Consider the following 20,793-nt stretch of genomic DNA (forward strand, 5'->3'; position numbering starts at 1 on the left):
TATGCAAACCTGGATGGAAAAATATGTGGTGAATGAAGAAGAAAGAAATCAGCTTAAACATCTTCTAAAGAATGGTCATTTGAGTGAACTCGAGAAGATTTTCGGCGATGATTTTGTTCAAGAGTTAATTGACAACAGTGAATATGTTGAGCCATATGGAGATTATGAAATCTTCAAATTCACAGATGAAGGAGTAGTAAGACTGGTAGCCATCAGCTATGACAAAAAACACGGCACTCCTTATGTAATAGAAGAATCTCTGATAGCAGAAGATGAATTTGGTGAAGAAAGTGTTGAAGAGTTTAAAGAGATGATCGATAGTCAGTATCTGGATTTTGAGGAAGACCTTGAGCACGACGAAGATATCGAAGAGCTCGTTGATTTAGATGACTTTGAAGAAGACGATGATGAAGATTATGAATGGTAATCAGAGCGGCCTTAGCCGCTCATTTAGTTCTGTACAATCTATCGCCCGCATCACCAAGGCCAGGCAAAATGTAGCCATGTTCATTCAACTGTCTATCTAAGCACGCAGTATAGATTGGCACATCTGGGCAGTGGATATTGAATTGTTGAACACCTTCAGGTGCAGCAATAAGCGAGACAAAAACTATGTTTTTCGCTCCTCTGTCTTTTAATATTTTCACCGCATGTACTCCTGAGAAACCTGTTGCAAGCATCGGATCAAGAACAAAAACAGTACTTGAATTATCTATTGGCGGAAGTTTGCAGTAATACTGAACCGGTTTTAAAGTTTCAGGGTCTCTGTAAACACCCACATGCCCTACTGAAGCATTTGGGAGCAATTCGAGTATACTGTCAACCATACCAAGCCCCGCACGCAATATAGGAACAACAACAACTTTCTTATCTTCTATTGCAAAGCCAATAATCTTTTCCAAAGGTGTTTCAATTTCTATCTCAACAGTTTCGATATTTCTTGTTGCTTCATAAGCAAGCAAAAATGTTATCTCTCTTAAGAGCTCACGAAATTCCTTGGGGCCCGTGTTTTTGTTTCTCATTATGGTTAATTTGTGTTTAATCAAAGGATGATCAACAACATGAAGATTTTTCATACTCATACCTCCTAAAAATTAAAATAAAAGGGGAGCTGAGTCATCTCCCCTGTACTGGTCCAAATTCTTTCAGTGGCCATATGCGCAATATGGGTCTTCCTATTACATGGTCTTTTGGAACAAACCCAAAATATCTGCTGTCAAAACTGTCCTTTGTGTTATCACCCATGAAAAAGTAAAATCCTTGTGGTATCTCAACTTCTACTCCATCAATAGTTTTACGAATGTATTTTGAAAGGTCTATGTTTTCGTACAATTTGTCATATGTTTCTGCAAAAGGTATACCAAGAGGGACTGGATACATTCCACCCACTACTGAAAAAACGAGGTTTGCCGTATACGCATCCTGACGAGCTATATTCTGTAAAAACACCTTGTACTCGTTCGAGTTATCTCTTAAACGACTTGCTTTTATGAACAGATTCAGAAGTTCTGGATTCGAGAAAATACCCTCGGGAGAATATACCACATCTTTCAAAACATCGGGAATCTCACCATTGATGAACAGATGATAGTTCCCATCTTCCGAAAGCTTTATCTGCAAAACATCTCCGGGTTTTCCAACAAGCCGCTTTACATATTTTACATGTCCTTTAAATCGTGCAGGAGCGAACAAGTCCATAAATTTATCAAACCAACGAAGCATGGTTTGTGCTCGCTCATCAATAAAAGGCGACCAGAACACAACTATATCACCAATTTCAGGTTCTCTTGCCGTGTAAGTGACCTTTTCTATGAACAATCTATCTCCTACATTTATAGTTGGAATCATTGAGCCAGTTGGAACAAGCATCGTCTCAAAAACAAACAGTCTTATTATTGTGGCTGCAACAATGGCATAGAGCAGGGCTTTTCCCCACTCTATTGCCTCTTTTTTTATACTTCGTTTTGACATTTTTATTCTTTTCGCTCCTTGAGCCTTATCTTTCCTCTAATATCTCTTATATAATAAAGCTTTGCGCGCCTGGTAACTGCTTTTTTCACAATTTCGATTTTCTGAACTACTGGCGAGTGATATGGAAAGGTCCTCTCTACACCAATACCACCACTTGCTATTTTCCTGACTGTAAAAGTTTTTCCCAGACCAGAACCTCTTATCTTTATAACTATCCCTTCAAAAATCTGGATCCTTTCTTTTCCACCTTCGACGATCTTCACGTGGACCTTAACTGTATCGCCGGGTCTGAAATCCGGCAATTGTTTGTACTGATCTTTCTCTACCAGCCTCACAAGGTTGTCCATGCTCATTATTATCCCTCCTTTTCTCCTATAAGTCTGTCGATAATTATAGCCGCTGCAGCTCTCACTGACAGATGATTATAGTCAGAATCTGCTCTTATTGGCTCCAGTGCATAATCGCAAATTTGCAACACTTCATTTGGTAAACCCCAGCTCGTACCAAAAAGAATTAAAACCGGGCGATCAGTTTTTTTAATAAATTCTCGAGCTTGAGCGTACGTTAAGGTGTTTGGCCGCTTTTTTGCCGAGGTAAAAAACATCACAGGCTTTTTATTCGTTTCGTTTTCAATTTCTTCGATCACTTCCTCAAGGTAAGATTTGATATCAACAAGCTCCAGCGCCTGCGTTCTGCTGAAATTTCTTTCACGCCCGTAACTGTCAATCCAGTATTCAAGAACAGTCTTCACAACTTCCTGCTGAGCTCTTAAATTTGTTACTATATAATATTTTCTCAAATTATAAGTTCTCGCTGTTCTTGCTATATCATGAACATCGAGATTTGTCACAGCACTTGAAATAATTTTACCATCTTTGCCAAGAACAGGATAATGTATCAAAGCAATTCGAACATCATTCAGCATCCTTAGCCAGCTCCTTTATGAGCCAGATCAAAGCTTTTTTTTCATCTTCAGAGAAATCTCTTTTCACGAAGAGATCTGGCCGACGGAATGCGGTTCTCTTAAGACTTTCTGCTATTCTGAAAAGTTCAACTTTTTCATGATTACCACTTAACAACACATCAGGAACTTTCATTCCATCAAACTCGGCAGGACGTGTATAATGTGGATAATCCAGCAGTTCATTGTAAAATGAATCTCTTTTTGCCGACTCTTCATCTATCACTCCTGGAACAAATCTGCTTACAGCATCGCAGATGACCATTGCTGCAAGTTCTCCTCCACTCAAAACGTAATCTCCTATAGAGATTTCCATATCAACTATTTTCATGACACGTTCGTCGACACCTTCATATCTCCCACAGAAAATCAAAAGATTTTCTTTTTCAGAAAGATGCCTTGCGATTCTGTTGTTAAATTGGACCCCTTGTGGCGATGTCATTATTGTGTACAGATTGCTATATTTATCCAGGCAATGTCGATAAACCTCGAAGAAAGGTTCTGGTTTCATAACCATACCAGGGCCGCCACCATAAGGATAATCGTCCACCGTTCTATGCTTATCATGAGTAAAATCCCTTAGATTCAAAACTTCGATTTGCAACATCTGTTGCCTCAAAGCCTGCGCTATCACTCCGTATTCTTTGATAACTCTGACAAATTCTGGAAATATACTCGATATAATTATTCTCATTAAATCCACTCCGGTACTTTCACAACCAGTCTTTTCCTTTTTTCAAACTTGATTATGTAGTCATGTATTACTGGAATCAGCATTTCAAAAGAGCCATTTTTCACGACAGCTACTTCATTAGATCCGGTTTGAATAATATCTTCCACTCTGCCAATGAAATTGCCACTCTGGTCCAGAACCTCAACATTCAAAAGTTCATAGTAATAATATTCATTGGGTGATTTTGGCTTTGGCAAATCAGTAACCCTTACCGCCAGGCTCAAGCCAACTATTTTTCTCGCTCGTTCTTCATCATCTATACCCGAAAACTTTATCAAAAATCCTTTCCCAGCCTTCCTGATTTCTTCAATCTGAAGCCTGTGGGTATTGCTTTGAGCGTCATTCTTTATGAAAACATTTTCAAGCTTTTGAAAAACTTCAAGAGCATTCGTCAAGGGTAAAACTTTTACACTTCCAAATAAACCATGCGTTTTCGTAATTTTACCAATGACTACATAATCGCTCACCTGATCACCCTCAGGGTAAAGTTCTCATCTTCTAAAAGAGCCGCGAGTAGAACTTTCAAAGATTTGATCGTCCTTCCATCTTTTCCTATCACCTGGCCAACATCTTCCTCATTCACTACTATTTCCAAAACCCTGTTTCCATCATCATTGAATTCCACAACAACAACATCCTGAGGATGTTTAACTATCCCCTTCAGTATGTACTCAACTAACTCCTTCATCACTCTTCTCCCTTTTACCATATTTCATCTCATGAACTTTTGCAAGAACTCCCGCTTTGCTTAAAATATTTGCCGCTGTTTCACTTGGTTGGGCTCCTTTCAAAATCCATTCAACAGCTCTTTCTACATTTACTTTGATTTCAGCCGGTTTTCGAAGTGGGTTGTAATATCCAAGTGATTCGATGTATGCTCCATCTCGTCTTTTTCTTGAATCAACTACAACAATCCTGTAAAACGGCATGTGCCTTTTTCCCATTCTTGTAAGTCTTATTCTTACCACCTTGACACCTCCTGTCATATTTTGAACGGAAGCTTTAGCTTCCCATGTTTTAGTCTTTTCATAAGTTCTTTCATTTCCTCATAAGATTTGAGTAATTTGTTTACATCTTGAACTGATGTTCCACTACCTTTTGCAATTCTTTGCCTTCTGCTCGCATTGAGTACCCTTGGATTTCTCCTCTCTTCAATTGTCATAGAATTTATGATCGCTTCGACTTTTTTCAACTGCTGCTCACTTGTTTCTACATCTATTTTTGGTGCACCTGGAAGCATTTCGATTAATGAAGACAAAGGGCCAAGTTTTTTCATTTCCTTCAACTGTTCCTGAAAATCTTCCAGTGTGAACTCTGCTTGCAATATTTTTTTGCCAACTTTCTCCATTTTCTCTTTGTCAAGCTCTTTCTCTGCTTTCTCTATAAGCGACAGAACATCCCCCATTCCAAGTATCCTTGCGGCAACCCGATCAGGATGAAATTGCTCGAAAGCGTCGATTTTTTCGCCAACCCCTATGAATTTAACAGGCTTTCCCGTGATGTGCGTGATAGACAGTATTACACCACCACGGGCATCGCCATCCATCTTTGTAACTATAAAACCTGTTACATTGAGTCTTTTATCAAACTCAAGAGCAGAATTAACAGCATCTTGGCCAATCATTGCGTCAACAACCATTAATATCTCATCCGGATTGCTTAATTGCTTTATTTGTTGCAATTCCTCCATCATCTCTTCGTCAATATGAAGCCTACCAGCTGTATCAAAAATAAGGGTGTTGTACTGGGAGTTTTTGCTGTATTCAAGCGCTTGTTGAACTATTATCAATGGATTTTTTCTGTCGCCAGTTAGCACAGGAATTTGAATTGATTTTCCAAGCTTTTCAAGCTGATCTATTGCAGCTGGCCTGTAAGTATCAGCCGCAACTAACAAAACTGTTCTGCCTGATTTTCTGAGATAGTTCGCAAGCTTCGCTGCTGTAGTTGTTTTACCACTACCTTGTAACCCAACAAGCATTATTACAGAAGGATGGTGCCTCAAATTCAATGTAGCCGCGGATTTTCCCATTATATTAATCAGTTCATCTCGAACTATCTTCACAAATTGCTGGTCAGGCGTAAAACTTTTCAGCACCTCTTCGCCAAGTGCTTTTGCTTTAACTGAATCTATGAACTCTTTCACCACTTTGAAATTCACGTCAGCTTCGAGTAAAGACAATTTGACCTGTCTCACAGCTTCATTTATATTTTTCTCAGTTAGCCTTCCCTGACCAGTGAGGGACCTGAATATCTTGGATAGTCTTTCTTGAAGATTCTCAAACACGCCAAACACCCCTTTGAATGGTAAATCAGAACAGAAGAAAAATCAATATCGAGTCAGCAACAACTTGTCCACTTTTATATTACAATTAAATTTCAATAAATAGATGCGTTATCTAAAACTACATGTATATGTAATTAAATATTATATAGCTCTGATTGAGTCAAAGTTTGACGTTTTTTGATATCTATTTTTTTATTCTTAATAAAGTGTATAATATAGTTTATTGGGGGGGATGGGAATGAGTAGGAAAATTTTGGTCCTTTTTATGTTGCTGTTGTCATCTCTTCTAATCTTTGCCACTCAGTTTTCAAGAAACATAGAGGAAAAAATAACCATCCTTAGAGATGGAACAGCAGAAGTAGTGAGAACTGAATACATACCTTCTTCGGATCTGGCCAAGATATTCATAGAATATTTTGAAAACATGAAAAAATCAAGGGAGATATTTGCCAATTACCTGTATGAGGTATCCAAGGAATATTACTTTATTTATGGAACAACTCCGAAATTTAGTTCAAGCGATGTCAAATTTGAAGAAAATTCAAAAGGCTTTACCTTAACCGTCAAAATGAAAATCCCAGGTATCGTGAGAAAAGATGGAAATGTACTAATTCTTTCTCGCAAGAATTTTTCTGACGAAAAGTTGTTACCAAAGTACTTTGAAGAACAGATTGATGGAAAAATTTTCGAATCGGCATTTCTTCAATCTGAGAAAAATTACCTCGTTACAAAAAGACTAACCACAATAATACTACCTGAAAATTCAAAAATCGAAGATTTAAAACCTATTTATGCGAAAAAATTTGATGAAAAATGGTTTGTCGATATGGGTGGCGGGACAACTTACAAAGCTCACATAGAGAAGATAGAAAAAGGAGTCATAATAGAGGAAGAAATAAGAACTAGTGCATCTACTCCAAAAAATTTACTTGATGAGAAAAACAACATAGAAACTCTCAACAACTTGAGAGATTACACGGCATTTCAATTGCTTTTCACCAATGAAAAGATGGAAGAAAAACTCTCTCAACCAGTCGATCATAAAATTAAAAACGATTTCTCCGGTTCATGGTCCTTCTCAGTCTCCTCAGGTGAATTACTTTCTTATACTTTCACTTACGGAGTTATAAACGTCACTCCGAAAATCACTGTTACTCTTTCATTTTCTGCATCTTTATTGTGGGAACATCAATGGGTGAGAACTGGCTGGTTTAGCTGGAGTTACAAGTTCAAAAGATTTGAAAGCACGATTACTTTTTCACCCTCACTGACACCATCAATCACTGTTCAATCGGGTGGATCGGTATCTAAGGAATGGTCCAAGAATTTGTTCTCAAAGGGCAAAACAGTTACTTTCTACGTCTCGTGCGTACCGGTAATACTCTACATGCAAGCAAAGCTCGATGCTGAAGCAGAGGCATCAATAAGTGCATCTATAGGTTTCACCGCAGCAGCAACTTTTGGCTTGAATACTTCTCTTTCTATGAAATACCAGAATGGTTGGAGTGCACCTCTCTCTTACAACATTCATTATTCTGGTGTCAGTTTTACAGCGAGTGCGAAAGCCAATGCGAGTGCAGAAGGAAGGCTACCTTTCACCTTAGCAGCATATGTTTATTATGTGGCTGGTCCTTACGTAAAATTGACGCCATGGATAAAAGGAGAGACGAATGCATCAGTTGGAAACGCAAATCAAGTTAGTTACAGTATAACTGGTGGTATAAAAGCTGAAGGCGGCGTAGCAATGGCAGGATGGTTGAAAAACCTTTGTGGTAACATTCCTTCTTTCAGTTATCAATTCTTTGACTGGAATCGAACACTTGCAAGTGGTACAAAAACATTTTAATCAATCGTGAGGCATTTTGCCTCACCGTTGATATCATCAATAAAATTCAATCTTTTCTTGCAGCAAAAAGCTGAGCTCCAACGAGGAAGTACTTCGTGAGTGTAAAAAAGAGAATCAACATGGGTATGCTTGCTATTACTGCAGCAGCCATCATAGCACCTTCATTTGTGTATTTTTCAGCAGCAAACTGAGTTATGAAAAGTGGTATTGTCTTCTTTTCCGGGCTTTGAACAATCAACAAGGGCCATAACAAATTATCCCACTGTGACCTGAAAGTCAGTATTGCGAGCGTGGCAATCGCAGGTAAACTATTCGGCAATACGATTCTCCAGTAGATGCCAAATTCACTTGCACCATCTATTCTTGCAGCATCAAGAAGTTCATCAGGAAATGTGAGCAAATACTGGCGCATCATGAAAACACCAAAGGCATTCATCAAAAGTGGTACTATAAGTCCAGCATAGCTATCCTGCATCCTCATTTCTGTGACAATCAGATAAAGAGGGATCATTATGGCCTCAAATGGTATCATCATTGTACTCAAAATCACAAAAAAGATTATCGTTCTTCCCCTAAACCTGTATTTTGCAAGCCCGAAACCAGTAAGTGAACAAAGAAAAACTGTTCCCACTGTTGTGAGAGAAGAAACCAAAAATGAATTCCATATACTTCTCAGATACAAATATTTTCCATCGTTGCCTCTTATAGCCTGCCAGTAATTTTGCCACTGAAATTCTTTGCTGAACCATGGATATGGTACCTGCATTATATCTCTCGAGGGCATGAACGACGCAGTAAACATAAAAACCAGCGGAATCAATATGAAGATTGCAAAACCTATTAAAAAAATCCATATAAAAATATCGATTATGGCCGATGCTATTCTGCTCATATAACCACACCTCAGTAAGAAACATCTTCTGATTTTGAAATCTTAAATTGCAGGTAAGTAAAAAACATAATTATGAGAAATAAAATCACACTCATTGCACTTGCCCTTCCTATTCTGTGATCTCTTATAGCCGTGTTATAAATGTTAAGTGTGATAACATCAATAGGCTTGATTGGCGCTCCGCCCTGAACAAACAAATACTGTGTGCTGAATGTCCTCAAACACTGAATCAACGACATCACAGATACAAGCAACGTTGTAGGTTTCAAAAGCGGAAAAGTGATATAGAAAAAATCCTGCCATTTACTTGCTCCATCAATCGTAGCAGCCTCATGAATTGATTTTGGGATACTTGCCATCCCCGCAACAAATATCACGGTGAAATAGCCTACATATTTCCAAAAATAAACAATAATTGTAGCCAGCCTGAGCATGTTTTCGTTCGCAAGCCATCGATAATCCACGCCATCAGTAGAAAAAACAAAGTTTAAAAATTGATTCGATAACCCCCTTGGATCGAATATCAAAAGCCATATCGTAGCAGCAACCACAGAAGATAATACTGCCGGTGAATAATAAGCCATTTGCAAAAATTTCTGAAATCTCTTTCTTGTCATTATTAACGCCGCAAGAAATAAGCTGAAAGTAAGCATGGGCACAAATGTTCCAAAAGCAAATATAGCCGTTGCTTTCACAGAGTTCCAAAAAGATTCCGATGTAAACAAATACAAATAATTTCCAAGGCCGACAAATTTCGGGGGCTTTAACGATAACAATTCTTTCCTGAAAAAACTCATCCAGAATGCGTTAATCATTGGATAAAAATTAAAGATTGCAAAAAAAATTATTGCCGGGACAGTGAAAATGAAACCCCAAGTAGCCTTTTTTCGTTCCAAAACTCTCACCTCAGTGAAAAGGTGGGCAGTGAGCCCACCTTAAATCAATCTTCTTTTAAAAGTTCATTTGCTTTTCGCTTGAGAGTTTTAAGAGCATCTTCGGCAGTTGTATTTGTAAGCATGACAGATTCAACAGCTTCTCTGATAAGCTGTTCAAATTGTGGTCCTTTCGGATGAAGTGGAACTATATGGGATTTTTCCATATCTTCAAGGAAAACCTTCGCATAGGGGTAATTTTTAAACACATCTGATTCAATCAAATCTCTCCTTGGTTGAATTAATCCGACATTAAGTAAATAATCTTGTGGATGGCTCAGCATGAAATTTACAAATTTCCAGGCCCACTCCTGTTTTTCTCTGGAACTTTCCGCATTAACCATGTAATAATGACCATAATAGTTGCATCTCACTTCTCTAACAGCGTTTTCGAAAACAGGGAACGGAACTACCATCCATTCATTCGAGTTATAAAACTCGGGGTTTTCAGCCCTGATTCTATCAATTTGATATAAACCTGATAGACACATGGCAACGGTATTGTTATCTTTGTTGAATTCCTTTCTGGCAGGTGTGTAAGTAGGAGAACCCAGATTCTTTCCATTTGGTCCCCATTGTTTCATAAAATTCAAAGCCCTCAACCACGCTTCATCATTGATAATCGCTTCTTTTCCATCGTCACTGAACAGAAAACCGCCGAGTTGCTCAACCATTGGCAGAAAGAAAGTCAAGTAATAAGGATAACGAAAATCGAAACCTCTTCTTTTGATTATTTGCCCTTCTTTAATGACAATTTTTTCACTAACCTGAACCATTTCCTCCCAGGTCTTTGGATAATCTTTTTCAGGATCTAAACCAACTTCTTTGAAATATTTTTTGTTGATAAACACACACCAATTTGTCAACTCGAGTGGTAGACCATAAATCTTATTTTCATAGGTGACAGCATCGAAGGTTCCCTCAATGTACATATTCTTGAGTTCATCGTAATTTTCAAGGCCTATTGCTTTCAAATTAATTGGTGCAACTCTGCCATTGACAATGTAAGGAAAGGCATCCTGGATCTCCATATTGAATATATCAGGCCCTTTTCGAGCTGCGAAAGCTGTTAGAACAACTTCCCGGATCTTTGCTGATGGATAAGTCACACGTGTAATTTTCACATCTGGATACATTTGTTCAAATTGTTGAATATACTTTTCCTCAAGAGGAGTTCTGTTGGGATCTTCATGCGTCCAGAAAACTATTTCAATCTTTGCTGCAAACGAGAGAATAAAAACCGTACTCAAAACAAAAATTAAGAACTTTCTCACTTTACACCACCCCTAATCAGAAATTATACAACTTTCAACAATTCAAATTGGTAACATATGAAGATTCAAATAGTGCATAATATTACTAACAACATCAAAGAAGGTGAGACAGGTGAAAGTATTCGATGGCCATTCAGATATCTGGTACGATGCCTTTTTGAAAAATCATCACAAAGAAAATATCCTGTTGTCATATCATATTCCAAGATTGAAAGCAGGAAATATATGCGGAGTAAATGCCGCAGTATGGACAAACCCAAAAAGTGAAAATCCAATGGAGAAATTTATGCAAATGATTGCTATCAGATCAAAATATATGAGAGAAACAGAGAACAACGAATTGATTTTTGCAGAAAACGGGTTGCAAATCAACAAAGCTATAAAAAGTGAAAAAATTTTTGTTATCTCAAGTATAGAAGGGCTTATTGGTATTGGAAACAATATAGATTTCATAGCGACACTGTACGATCTGGGGTTCAGGGTAATCAGCCTCACATGGAATGAAGCAAATACACTTGCAGCAGGTTGTGGCTGTAATGATGACTCGAAAGGCTTAAGCGATCTTGGCAGACAAGCAGTCAAAATCATTGAAAATATAAAAATTGTTCTTGATGTATCTCATTTGAGTGAAAAAAGTTTCTGGGATGTTGTAAAAATCGCTCAGAAACCTTTTATTGCGACTCATTCGAACGCATATTCTCTGTGCCCTGTTCCACGAAATTTAAAAGACGATCAAATCAACGCAATAGCAGAATCAGGTGGTTTGATAGGTATCAGCGCACTTCCACAAATTGTGGATCGTGAAAATCCAAGCTTAGAAAAAGTAATCAAACATATAATCTATGTTACCAATTTGATCGGTGTTGACCACATCTGCCTTGGTTTTGATTTCTTTGATTACCTTACAACAGACAATATTATTCAAAATCAAAAACAAACAACAGGGCTGGAAGACGTTACAAAAGTACCAACCCTGATCGAATGCCTTAAAAAGAGTGGTTTTGATGAAAAAGACATAGAAAAAATAGCTTTGCTCAATTTTCTCAATTTTTTACAAAAAATGATCTGAATTCAACCACCGGCAACCATGGCGATGAATCTATCCGGCAAAAGTTTTTTACCAATAAAGGTGATAAATTTATTTTTCATACCAGGGGTGTATACAACTGAGCCTTTCTCAAAAGCTTTAAGCGTACCAGCGACAACTTCATCTGGTTGCATGCGAGAACCAAATTTTTGCAAACTTTGATTCTTAAAAGCTCTTTCAAAAAATCTTGTCTCTGTTGGTCCTGGGGAAACACACAAGACATGAACATTGTACTTTCTTAATTCAGCCCACAATCCAAGTGAGAAATTATATACATAAGCCTTTGTTGCAGCATAAGCACTGAAATAAGGTAATGGTATGTGCCCGGCAACTGAAGCAATATTTATAATTCCACCAAATTTTCTTGCAATCATTTCCTTAGAAAAAATATGGCTAAGGCTGGTCAGAGCCTTGATATTAACCTCAATCATCTTTTCAATTTCGCTTAGTTCAAGTTTAGTAAACTCTCCATAAAGGCCAAAACCAGCGTTATTAATCAGAAGATCAACCTGATATTTTGAAAGATCCACAACCAGAGATTTAACATTCTCTTGCTGTGAAAGGTCAGCCGTATAGCTGATGATTTCTACATTCGAAGATTTTTTCACAGTTTCGACAGTTTGTATCAATCTTTCTTCATTTCTCCCAATTGCAATTATATTGAGCCCTTTTTTTGAAAGCTGAACAGCGAATTCTTTACCAATTCCTGATGAAGCACCTGTGATCAAAGCCCATTTGAAATCTGTTAAACTCATAATCACCACTCCTGTTATCAAATTACCCATATTTCACTGTATTCATGTGGTGTTTCACAGTACTCACAGACTAACCTGTCATCAATTCTTATAAATGAAGCACCAACATTTTCGCCATTCTTCGGATGAGTTATACAGTTTTCATTTTTACATCTAATTTCATCAAAATTGTATATCTTAGGAGGTAATTTTATTCTATATTTTTCCTTTACAGAAGCGCCTTTTATGATATTAACAGTTGTATTCGGTGCAATTGCGGCAAGTTTTTTGATCTCTTTTTTGCTCAGATATCTGTCTGGTAAACTTATGTAACCTTTATAACTTCCATCGGCAGATTTAAAAATACCATCGGCACTATCACAATCATGAAGCTTTAGAATTTTCCTGATCTTCACTATTGTATTGAAAATTTCCTCGGTGCTCTTTCCTTTTGATATATGGTCTATAACAGTTCCATTTTCGATGGGTTTGATTCCACGTTTTCCTTCTTTTGCAACACCTTTTGTCCCATGAACTATTTGGGTAGGTATTATGAATTCATACTCATCTTCTTCTTTCTGGAATGTTATTGACTGGTCGCGTTCCATTTCGACAGCCCCACCAAGCAGCGACAACAAAACAACTCTCACCCAGAAACCATTCCTTGCTTGAATTTCCCAACCATTGAGAGGTAGCTCATCCAGAAAGGTGGGGATTTCTGGATCAATCTTGGGCCTGGGCAAAGGATGGTAGAATTTTGTCCCCTCTTTCACTTTGTCGAGCATATCTTTTCTGAAAGTTACAGCTTTTCTCAAGATATGCTCTTTTTCAAGAATATCCTCTCCCATTCTCTCAAGCTGTAATCTTGTAAAATACCATATTTTTGCGACATCTTTATTTGAGAGATACTCGTCTATCGATGAAAATTTTCTCACCTCAAAACCGTTTGATTTCATTTTTTCGATATAATGCTGTGGCATTTGAATCTGCTGCGGAGCAATCAGATCGACCTCAACATTTTTGAAAATCTTCAAACCATCCACTTTTGAATGAACTGTTCTGCCGTGCAATAAATCTCCTATTAGAGCAATCCTGATATGCGAATTATCAAAGTTATTTTGTTCAAGAAAAGTGAATTCATCTAACAGTTCCTGCGTTGGATGTTCATGTTTCCCATCACCACCATTTATGAAAGCAGGTCTCTCTATACCATGCCTTTGTGCAAACTCACCCACTTTTCTTTCCAGAAGTCGTGGAACACCTTCAAGCCTTGTTCTGACAACAAAAATCGAATAAATTCCATAACCTGTTAGCATATTGAATGTATCGACATAGCTCTCATTCTTGTTGAAGGATGAATGCTCAGCATCGAAGATGTTAACTCTTGCGTTTTTATGAAATTTCGCTGCATTTATAAATGACTCTTTTGTTCTCGTACTCGGTTCGACAAAAACGATGTAAATATTCACATCTCCTTTGATCTGAAATTCACTCATATCCTCCCTATTAAGCCATTTCTGTTTCAGTTCTTTTGTTTTCTGATAGAGAAATAACTGCTCATCGATAGTAAAATCCCTGATCAACGCGAGAGTTCTTCCACGAAAACTCCTCATTTTAACACCTCCCTGAAAAATAAAAAAGGTCAGCTATTGCTGACCTTCTATAAATATTCAGATTTAAAAAACAAAAATATTCTTGCTGTGGCAAACATACCAATACTAACGAAAACATATTCATCCCCGCTTTTATTAACCGATTATCTTCATTTATGTTATCACAACATGTGAAATCGTCCAAGTATTTGCCTGATACAATCCATGTTAAAATGTCAATGAAGCAAATCGTAAGAAGGTGTCTCAATGTCGCATGTAGCAACCCTCAGTAATGTAAGTATCAGTTTTCCGGAGAAAACTTTATTTACAGAGTTCACAGTCAATATATCAAAGAAAGATCGCATAGGACTGATGGGAAAAAACGGCAGTGGGAAAAGTACCCTTTTAAAAGCAATAGCGGGTATTTTTTTAGATTATACTGGACAGATAAGCGTTTCCGGCAAGATTCTCTATATGGATCAACTTAGATCATTCAATGCTCGAACACCTTTTGAATATTACGCATCAACAGCCGATACACCCAGGAAATTAAGAGATGTGAGAAGTATCTTGAAAGGTTTCGGTTTTGAAGAAAAAGACTGGCACAGAGATATCTCGACTTTCAGCGGTGGCGAAAAGACCAAACTTCAGCTCGGAAAACTGTTCTTAGAGGAACCAAATTTTCTATTACTCGATGAGCCAACAAATTTTCTCGATGTACAGGCAATAGAGTTCCTCAAAAATTTGTTGAGAAAATTCCCGGGAGGTTATATAGTTGTTGCACACGACAGAAATTTTTTAAGAAATGTTTGCGAAAAATTCTGGGAAATTAACAATGGCCAGATCTGGATCTTCGATATGGATTTTGATAGATATAGAAAGGAACGAGAAACAATACTTAAAACTCAGGAGCGGCGAATTGAAAATATTCAAAAAGAAATCGACAGACTAAAACACATCATAGATCAGTACAGAAGATGGAACAGAGAAAAATTTTTCAAGCAGGCTAAAAGCAGGGAGAAACTTCTGAATAAAATGTATGAAGAACTTGAAAATATGCCAAATCTCTATTTGCAGGAAGAGGAAAAAAACATAAAAATACCGATCCCGGATAACACCGGTCACGTAGTGCTTGAAGTTATTGATGTTTCCTGGAATTCCCTTTTGAAAAAAATCAATTTTACTGTTTATCAAAAAGATAAAATAGCCATAATTGGTCCAAACGGATCTGGAAAAACAACGCTGTTGAAGATAATTACTGGCCATTTACGCCATAATGGTACTATAAAAATCGGTCACAATGTAAAAATGGTCTTCGTTGACCAGTTCATATCACAGCTTGATCCTGAGAACACTGTTTTCGACGAGATCTTTGAAGAAATGCCAGATCATCCGGATTATGTCATCAGATCATATGCTGGAAGATTCGGCTTCAAGGGAGAAAATGTATTTAAACAGATTTCTCAATTGAGTGGTGGGGAAAGGCAAATTCTTGCTATCGCAAAGATTCTTTTGAGAAAACCAAATCTTTTAATTCTTGATGAACCAACAAATCATATGGATTTGCAAACAGTTGAGGCCCTCGAAAAAGCTCTTAAAGAATACGAGGGAAGCGTGCTGCTGGTATCACATGATCTTGAGCTTGTGAGTAATGTCTGCAATCGCTTTTTTTCCATAATTAACGGTGAAATCGTTGAAGTAGATAGTCCTGTTATCCTCTTTGAGAAAAAACCAACAATTTTCAAAACAAAAAATCGCCCATTTGAAGAAAAAAAGAAATTGAGAAACCAGCTAAAAAACCTGCAGGAAATACTGGAGAACCTTTCAAAGAAGGAAGAAGATCTCTGCGGAAACATAGAGCAAATAGACAATAAACTTTCTCTGACAAACGACTACAATGAGATAACATCCCTGATAAAAGAAAAGGAAAAACTTGAACAAGATTTGTTGACAGTTATGGAAGAAATGCAAAAAACTCGGGAAAAAATAGAAAATCTTCAAGCCCACCTCAGTGAATTTTAACGAGAGCTTATATTAAACAACAGGTTTTTAATATTCTAAACAGCGAATAGTAAAACTGTTAGCATTGCTATCTGTTTAATCTATCTTATTGTTTTCTTTTCTTTTTATTTACATCGATACCTTTCATAAATATTGACTCAGATGTAACAGAGTGATAGAATGATTTTGATTATGATAAATGTAAAAAAAATTATATATAAAATCTTATTTAGTTAAAAAATTGTATTTTCATAAAAAGAAGGAGGAAGCTCTTATGAAAACTATTAGAGGAAAAATGTTGGCACTAATTTTATTGCCAGTAGTTGTTCTAACAATTGTTATAGCTGCAGTTGCATATCTTCAAATTAAATCATCAATCGTGACCTCGGTTGAACAATCATCTTTCGAGATTGCAAAAAAATCATCGCTGGTGGTAAATGAATGGATAAATGGACTTGTGAAGGAATTGCAAGCTTTTGCCGAAAGAAATGTAGTAGTAAATGCCTTGAAAACAGGTGATTGGAAGGATTTAATGGCAGATCTGAATTTAAAGCTCAAAAGTAGACCAGAAATAGAGATGTTTCTTATAGCTTACCCTGACGGTAATGCTCCTACAACGCTGGGTAGTACGGCACAAATTTCAGATAGAGATTATTTTATACAGGTAATGAAACAGGGAAAGAATTTTGCAGTGAGTAATGCGCTTGTTTCAAGAGCAACAGGTAAAAATGTCTTTGTCATAGCAGCAGCAGTTAAAGATGAAAACAACAAAACAATAGGTCTATTCGGTGCAACAGTACTACTTGATACGATAAGCAACATTGCATCCAGTATAAAAATAGGCGAAGCTGGTTATGGCTGGGTGGTAGATTCTACCGGCTTAGTTCTCGCCCATCCTAATAAAGAAGCTGTAATGAAGCTCAATATTACACAAGCTTCAAAAGAAGGCTATAAAGGCGTTGAAGAAATAGCAAAGCAAATGCTTGCTGGCAAAAACGGAATTGCCAAATTCACCCGTCCAGATGGTTCAGTTGATTATGCTTTTTATTCTCCAATTGAAATTGCTTCCGGGTGGGCTTTTGCCGTAAGTGTACCTGAAAATCAGGTACTCTCTGAAGTAAATAGACTGCTGACCATAGTCATAGCAATTTTTGCGATACTTATAGCAATCGTAGCCGTTTTGATAATCTTTGTAAGCACATCGATATCTAAACCAATAAAGAAACTTGCAGAAAATTCAGTAAAATTTGGCAAAGGCGATTTAACAATCAAATTTGAGGCGAAAGGGAGAGACGAAGTAGCCCAAATGGCTCAGGCACTTGAGCAAATGGCAGAATCATTAAAAGAATCAATGAAAGCGATACAGGAAGGATCAAACCAGATACATTCATCTGCAGAAAACCTTGCAGCAACGGCTCAAGAAGTGAGTGCAACAAGCGAAGAGCTCTCTTCACAGATGGAAGAAATAAACAGAAGTGCACAGAATGCTTCTGCATCGATACAGGAAGTAACAAGTGGTGTACAGGAAGTAGCAGCCAGTGCGCAGAACGTATCAAGATCTGCACAGAACCTGACAGAAAGAGCAGCTCAAGTGGACAGCGCAGCGAAAGAAGGGGAAAAAGCGGTACAGGCGATAGTAGAAATAATAAACCAAACCAAGGAAAAAGCAAACGTAACAGAAAGCTCGGTGATGGAATTATCAAACAAAGCAAAGAACATAGGAGAAATAGTGGAGACAATAAATTCAATAGCAGAACAAACCAATCTGTTAGCATTGAACGCAGCAATAGAAGCCGCCAGAGCAGGGGAAGCAGGGAAAGGCTTTGCGGTGGTAGCAGATGAAATAAGAAAACTTGCAGAAGAAAGCAAAAGCGCAACAGACAAAATTGGTCAAATGCTAACACAAATACAGCAAGGCGCACAGCAAGCAAGCACAGTAACGAGCGAAACAGTAAAAGTAGTAGACAAGGCAAGTGAACAATCTGAGGTGGTTAGAGAAAGGTTAATGAATATATTAAGAGAAGTAGAAGGTATAAGCACAATGATAGAAAGCCTTGCAGCAAGTGCACAGGAGCAGAGTGCAGCAGCGGAAGAAATGAGTGGAGCTATGGATACAGCGACAAGATCGATAACAAACATAGCTCATCAAATAGAAGAAATGACGCAAGCAGTAAAACAACAAGCTGAGGTCAGCCAGAATGTGAGCAGCTTGAGCGAAGAACTCAGTTCAATTGCAGAAAGTCTGGTAGAACAGGTGAAAAAATTCAAAATGTAATGATAACCCCAGCACAGCTGGGGTTTTTTCATTTATACTTTTTAAGGGGATATAAATGGAATATTTTCAATACACTAATCCAGACTCCAAAACGATATTAAAAACAAAAAGGGGATATCCGAGGCCCGGAGCAACCTGCGATGATGCAGGAACCAATTTTGCGCTTTTTTCAAGAAATGGAAGGAAAGTTATACTTGAACTTTACCAGAATTATTATGATGAGACACCTTCTCATAGATTTGTGCTTGATCCGAATCAAAACCGAACAGGAGATATATGGCATATATATGTTTATAACGTAGGCCACGGGCAATATTACGGCTGGAGAGTAGACGGTGAATATGATCCTTTAAGTGGTAAAAGATTTAACGTTAATAAACTTCTGACAGATCCTTACGCAAAAGCAATTTCCGGATCTTATGAATGGGATGAAGATAGCGTCTATGGCTATGATAGGAACTCTTCTTTAAAAGACCTTTCCTTTTCAACAATAGATTCTGCTCAAAGTCCTACAAAATCCATAGTAATTGATGATTCAAAATACAATTGGAACAACGATAGAAGACCAAAGATTCCGTGGAAAGATACCATTATCTATGAAATGCATGTAAGATTTTTCACCATAAGCCCCACTTCAAAAGTGAAACATCCGGGTACATTTCTGGGAATAGTTGAAAAACTCGACCACCTTAAAGAATTAGGAGTCACAACGATAGAGCTAATGCCAATATTTGAATTTTGTGCTAATGCAAACACAAATATTAACCCGTTAAACGGAAAAAAATTGAAAGATATGTGGGGATACAACCCTCTTGGTTTTTTTGCAGTAACCGGAAATTATTCGGCAGGTATGAAACTTGGGGAACAGGTCTTTTTCTTCAAAGATTTTATCAAAGAACTTCACAATCATGGTTTTGAAGTAATACTTGATGTTGTGTACAATCACACAGGCGAAGGAAATGAGCTTGGTCCAACTCTCTCTTTTCGTGGAATAGATAATGAAATTTATTACATGCTAAATCCATCTAACAAACGCCTCTATCTGAATTATTCTGGCTGTGGGAACACGCTAAACTGTAATCATCCAGTCGTCAAAGAGATGATTATAGATAGTTTGCGTTATTGGGCGACAGAAATGCACGTAGATGGCTTTCGATTTGACCTGGCATCGATCTTAGGAAGAACACCTGATGGCCGGTGGATTGGAGACCTGTCCCTGCTCAAAGATATCTCTGAAGACGCGATATTACATGATCTCAAACTAATAGCAGAAGGTTGGGATGCAGCCGGAGGTTATTTTCTGGGTCAGTTTCCACCAGGATGGGCTGAATGGAACGGTAAATATAGGGATACTGTTCGTAAATTTGTTCGAGGAGATGAAGGAACAATTCAAGATCTTGTCATGAGAATATCTGGAAGCCAGGACCTTTATGGTTCAAAATCGCCCCATGCAAGCATAAATTTCATAACATGCCACGATGGTTTTACAATGAGAGATCTGGTAAGTTATCGTCACAAGCACAACGAGGCTAACGGTGAAAATAACCGGGATGGTACAGATGAAAATTTCAGTTGCAACAATGGAGCTGAAGGTGAAACAAATAATCCGCAGATAAACAGAATAAGGAAACAACAGGTAAAAAATTTCATAGCCATTTTGATGGTATCTCACGGCACTCCCATGATTCTCATGGGAGATGAACTTTATCGAACTCAGAGAGGAAACAACAATGCATACTGCCACGATGACGAGACAACATGGTTGGATTGGACCTTAAAGGAAAAACATTACGATATCTTCCGTTTTTTCAAAAAAATGATCCAATTCAGGAAAATTCACCCATCTTTGAGAAGGCCTCATTTTTTCAGTGGCGCTCCAACCAGTAGAGGCATTCCTGATCTCACATGGCACGGAATAAGACCTTATGAGCCAGATTTTTCGTATTACTCCCATTCAATTGCGTTTATGATAAACGGGGAGACTTATCTCGACGGATCGGATGATGATATTTATGTAATACTCAACCAGTGGCGCGAACCTCTAAGATTTATTCTGCCTTTTATCCACGGAAAAACATGGTACCTCGTAGTTGACACTTCTAAAGAATCACCTGAAGATTTTCTCGACAAACCAGAGCAGGTGGGATACATATACACAGCCTCTCCAAAAAGCACTGTTATTTTCATTGGCAAATAATATTTACTCCAATA

The 20,793-nt window shown here is 37.7% G+C and carries 20 protein-coding genes; 6 read left to right on the forward strand and 14 right to left on the reverse strand.

Annotated features, from left to right (window positions below; all coding sequences use genetic code 11):
- The first annotated feature begins 1 nt into the window (after nucleotide 1).
- Nucleotides 2–427: a hypothetical protein gene (locus TEL01S_RS00555; RefSeq protein ID WP_012002171.1), complete on the forward strand. Its 426-nt coding sequence runs from the start codon at nucleotides 2–4 to the stop codon at nucleotides 425–427.
- A gap of 19 nt (nucleotides 428–446) precedes the next feature.
- Here TEL01S_RS00555 and upp read toward each other — a convergent pair whose 3' ends face one another.
- The 9 genes from upp to ffh are packed head-to-tail and all read right to left on the reverse strand — an operon-like array spanning nucleotide 447 to nucleotide 5,949.
- Nucleotides 447–1,076: a uracil phosphoribosyltransferase gene (gene upp / locus TEL01S_RS00560; protein ID WP_012002172.1), complete on the reverse strand. Its 630-nt coding sequence runs from the start codon at nucleotides 1,074–1,076 to the stop codon at nucleotides 447–449.
- Nucleotides 1,077–1,116: 40 nt separating this feature from the next.
- Entirely contained in the window at nucleotides 1,117–1,971 is an 855-nt protein-coding gene (gene lepB / locus TEL01S_RS00565) for a signal peptidase I (protein WP_012002173.1), read from the reverse strand.
- A gap of 2 nt (nucleotides 1,972–1,973) precedes the next feature.
- Nucleotides 1,974–2,318, reverse strand: coding sequence for a 50S ribosomal protein L19 (rplS, locus tag TEL01S_RS00570; RefSeq protein ID WP_028843558.1), 345 nt, complete (start codon nucleotides 2,316–2,318; stop codon nucleotides 1,974–1,976).
- A gap of 8 nt (nucleotides 2,319–2,326) precedes the next feature.
- A complete protein-coding gene (locus TEL01S_RS00575) occupies nucleotides 2,327–2,896 on the reverse strand; it encodes an RNA methyltransferase (RefSeq protein ID WP_012002175.1) in 570 nt (189 codons plus the stop codon).
- Nucleotides 2,886–3,626: a tRNA (guanosine(37)-N1)-methyltransferase TrmD gene (trmD, locus tag TEL01S_RS00580; RefSeq protein WP_012002176.1), complete on the reverse strand. Its 741-nt coding sequence runs from the start codon at nucleotides 3,624–3,626 to the stop codon at nucleotides 2,886–2,888. Before trmD ends, TEL01S_RS00575 begins: the two co-directional genes overlap by 11 nt.
- Complete coding sequence (rimM, locus tag TEL01S_RS00585) at nucleotides 3,626–4,132, reverse strand: ribosome maturation factor RimM (RefSeq protein WP_012002177.1); 507 nt, start codon at nucleotides 4,130–4,132, stop codon at nucleotides 3,626–3,628. The genes trmD and rimM overlap by 1 nt, the downstream gene beginning before the upstream one ends.
- On the reverse strand, nucleotides 4,129–4,353 hold the full coding sequence (locus tag TEL01S_RS00590) for a KH domain-containing protein (RefSeq protein WP_012002178.1): 225 nt from the start codon (nucleotides 4,351–4,353) through the stop codon (nucleotides 4,129–4,131). Before TEL01S_RS00590 ends, rimM begins: the two co-directional genes overlap by 4 nt.
- Complete coding sequence (rpsP, locus tag TEL01S_RS00595; RefSeq protein ID WP_012002179.1) at nucleotides 4,337–4,633, reverse strand: 30S ribosomal protein S16; 297 nt, start codon at nucleotides 4,631–4,633, stop codon at nucleotides 4,337–4,339. The genes TEL01S_RS00590 and rpsP overlap by 17 nt, the downstream gene beginning before the upstream one ends.
- 14 nt (nucleotides 4,634–4,647) lie before the next feature.
- Complete coding sequence (ffh, locus tag TEL01S_RS00600; RefSeq protein ID WP_012002180.1) at nucleotides 4,648–5,949, reverse strand: signal recognition particle protein; 1,302 nt, start codon at nucleotides 5,947–5,949, stop codon at nucleotides 4,648–4,650.
- Between the two features lie 238 nt (nucleotides 5,950–6,187).
- Between ffh and TEL01S_RS00605 the strand changes: the two genes are divergently transcribed.
- Nucleotides 6,188–7,795 (forward strand): hypothetical protein, encoded by a 1,608-nt coding sequence (locus TEL01S_RS00605; protein WP_012002181.1) that lies wholly within the window; start codon nucleotides 6,188–6,190, stop codon nucleotides 7,793–7,795.
- 46 nt (nucleotides 7,796–7,841) lie between these two features.
- Here the strand turns inward: TEL01S_RS00605 and TEL01S_RS00610 are convergent, their stop codons facing one another.
- The 3 genes from TEL01S_RS00610 to TEL01S_RS00620 are packed head-to-tail and all read right to left on the reverse strand — an operon-like array spanning nucleotide 7,842 to nucleotide 10,893.
- Nucleotides 7,842–8,687, reverse strand: a complete 846-nt coding sequence (locus TEL01S_RS00610; RefSeq protein WP_012002182.1) for a carbohydrate ABC transporter permease — start codon at nucleotides 8,685–8,687, stop codon at nucleotides 7,842–7,844.
- Nucleotides 8,688–8,698: 11 nt separating this feature from the next.
- Nucleotides 8,699–9,583: a carbohydrate ABC transporter permease gene (locus TEL01S_RS00615; RefSeq protein ID WP_012002183.1), complete on the reverse strand. Its 885-nt coding sequence runs from the start codon at nucleotides 9,581–9,583 to the stop codon at nucleotides 8,699–8,701.
- Nucleotides 9,584–9,627: 44 nt separating this feature from the next.
- Complete coding sequence (locus tag TEL01S_RS00620; RefSeq protein WP_028843557.1) at nucleotides 9,628–10,893, reverse strand: ABC transporter substrate-binding protein; 1,266 nt, start codon at nucleotides 10,891–10,893, stop codon at nucleotides 9,628–9,630.
- A gap of 112 nt (nucleotides 10,894–11,005) precedes the next feature.
- On the opposite strand from TEL01S_RS00620, the gene TEL01S_RS00625 reads away from it, so the two are divergent.
- Nucleotides 11,006–11,962, forward strand: coding sequence for a dipeptidase (locus tag TEL01S_RS00625; protein WP_028843556.1), 957 nt, complete (start codon nucleotides 11,006–11,008; stop codon nucleotides 11,960–11,962).
- 2 nt (nucleotides 11,963–11,964) lie between these two features.
- On the opposite strand, the gene TEL01S_RS00630 is transcribed toward TEL01S_RS00625, so the two are convergent.
- Complete coding sequence (locus TEL01S_RS00630) at nucleotides 11,965–12,735, reverse strand: SDR family NAD(P)-dependent oxidoreductase (RefSeq protein ID WP_028843555.1); 771 nt, start codon at nucleotides 12,733–12,735, stop codon at nucleotides 11,965–11,967.
- Nucleotides 12,736–12,752: 17 nt separating this feature from the next.
- A complete protein-coding gene (locus tag TEL01S_RS00635) occupies nucleotides 12,753–14,327 on the reverse strand; it encodes a bifunctional aspartate carbamoyltransferase catalytic subunit/aspartate carbamoyltransferase regulatory subunit (protein ID WP_028843554.1) in 1,575 nt (524 codons plus the stop codon).
- Between the two features lie 246 nt (nucleotides 14,328–14,573).
- Between TEL01S_RS00635 and abc-f the strand changes: the two genes are divergently transcribed.
- The 3 genes from abc-f (at nucleotide 14,574) to glgX (ending at nucleotide 20,779) form a co-directional block, all read left to right on the forward strand.
- Nucleotides 14,574–16,328: a ribosomal protection-like ABC-F family protein gene (gene abc-f / locus TEL01S_RS00640; RefSeq protein WP_028843553.1), complete on the forward strand. Its 1,755-nt coding sequence runs from the start codon at nucleotides 14,574–14,576 to the stop codon at nucleotides 16,326–16,328.
- 253 nt (nucleotides 16,329–16,581) lie between these two features.
- A complete protein-coding gene (locus TEL01S_RS00645; RefSeq protein ID WP_028843552.1) occupies nucleotides 16,582–18,582 on the forward strand; it encodes a methyl-accepting chemotaxis protein in 2,001 nt (666 codons plus the stop codon).
- Between the two features lie 55 nt (nucleotides 18,583–18,637).
- Nucleotides 18,638–20,779: a glycogen debranching protein GlgX gene (glgX, locus tag TEL01S_RS00650; RefSeq protein ID WP_012002190.1), complete on the forward strand. Its 2,142-nt coding sequence runs from the start codon at nucleotides 18,638–18,640 to the stop codon at nucleotides 20,777–20,779.
- Nucleotides 20,780–20,793: the final 14 nt, after the last annotated feature.

Source organism: Pseudothermotoga elfii DSM 9442 = NBRC 107921 (assembly GCF_000504085.1).
Lineage (GTDB): Bacteria > Thermotogota > Thermotogae > Thermotogales > DSM-5069 > Pseudothermotoga_B > Pseudothermotoga_B elfii.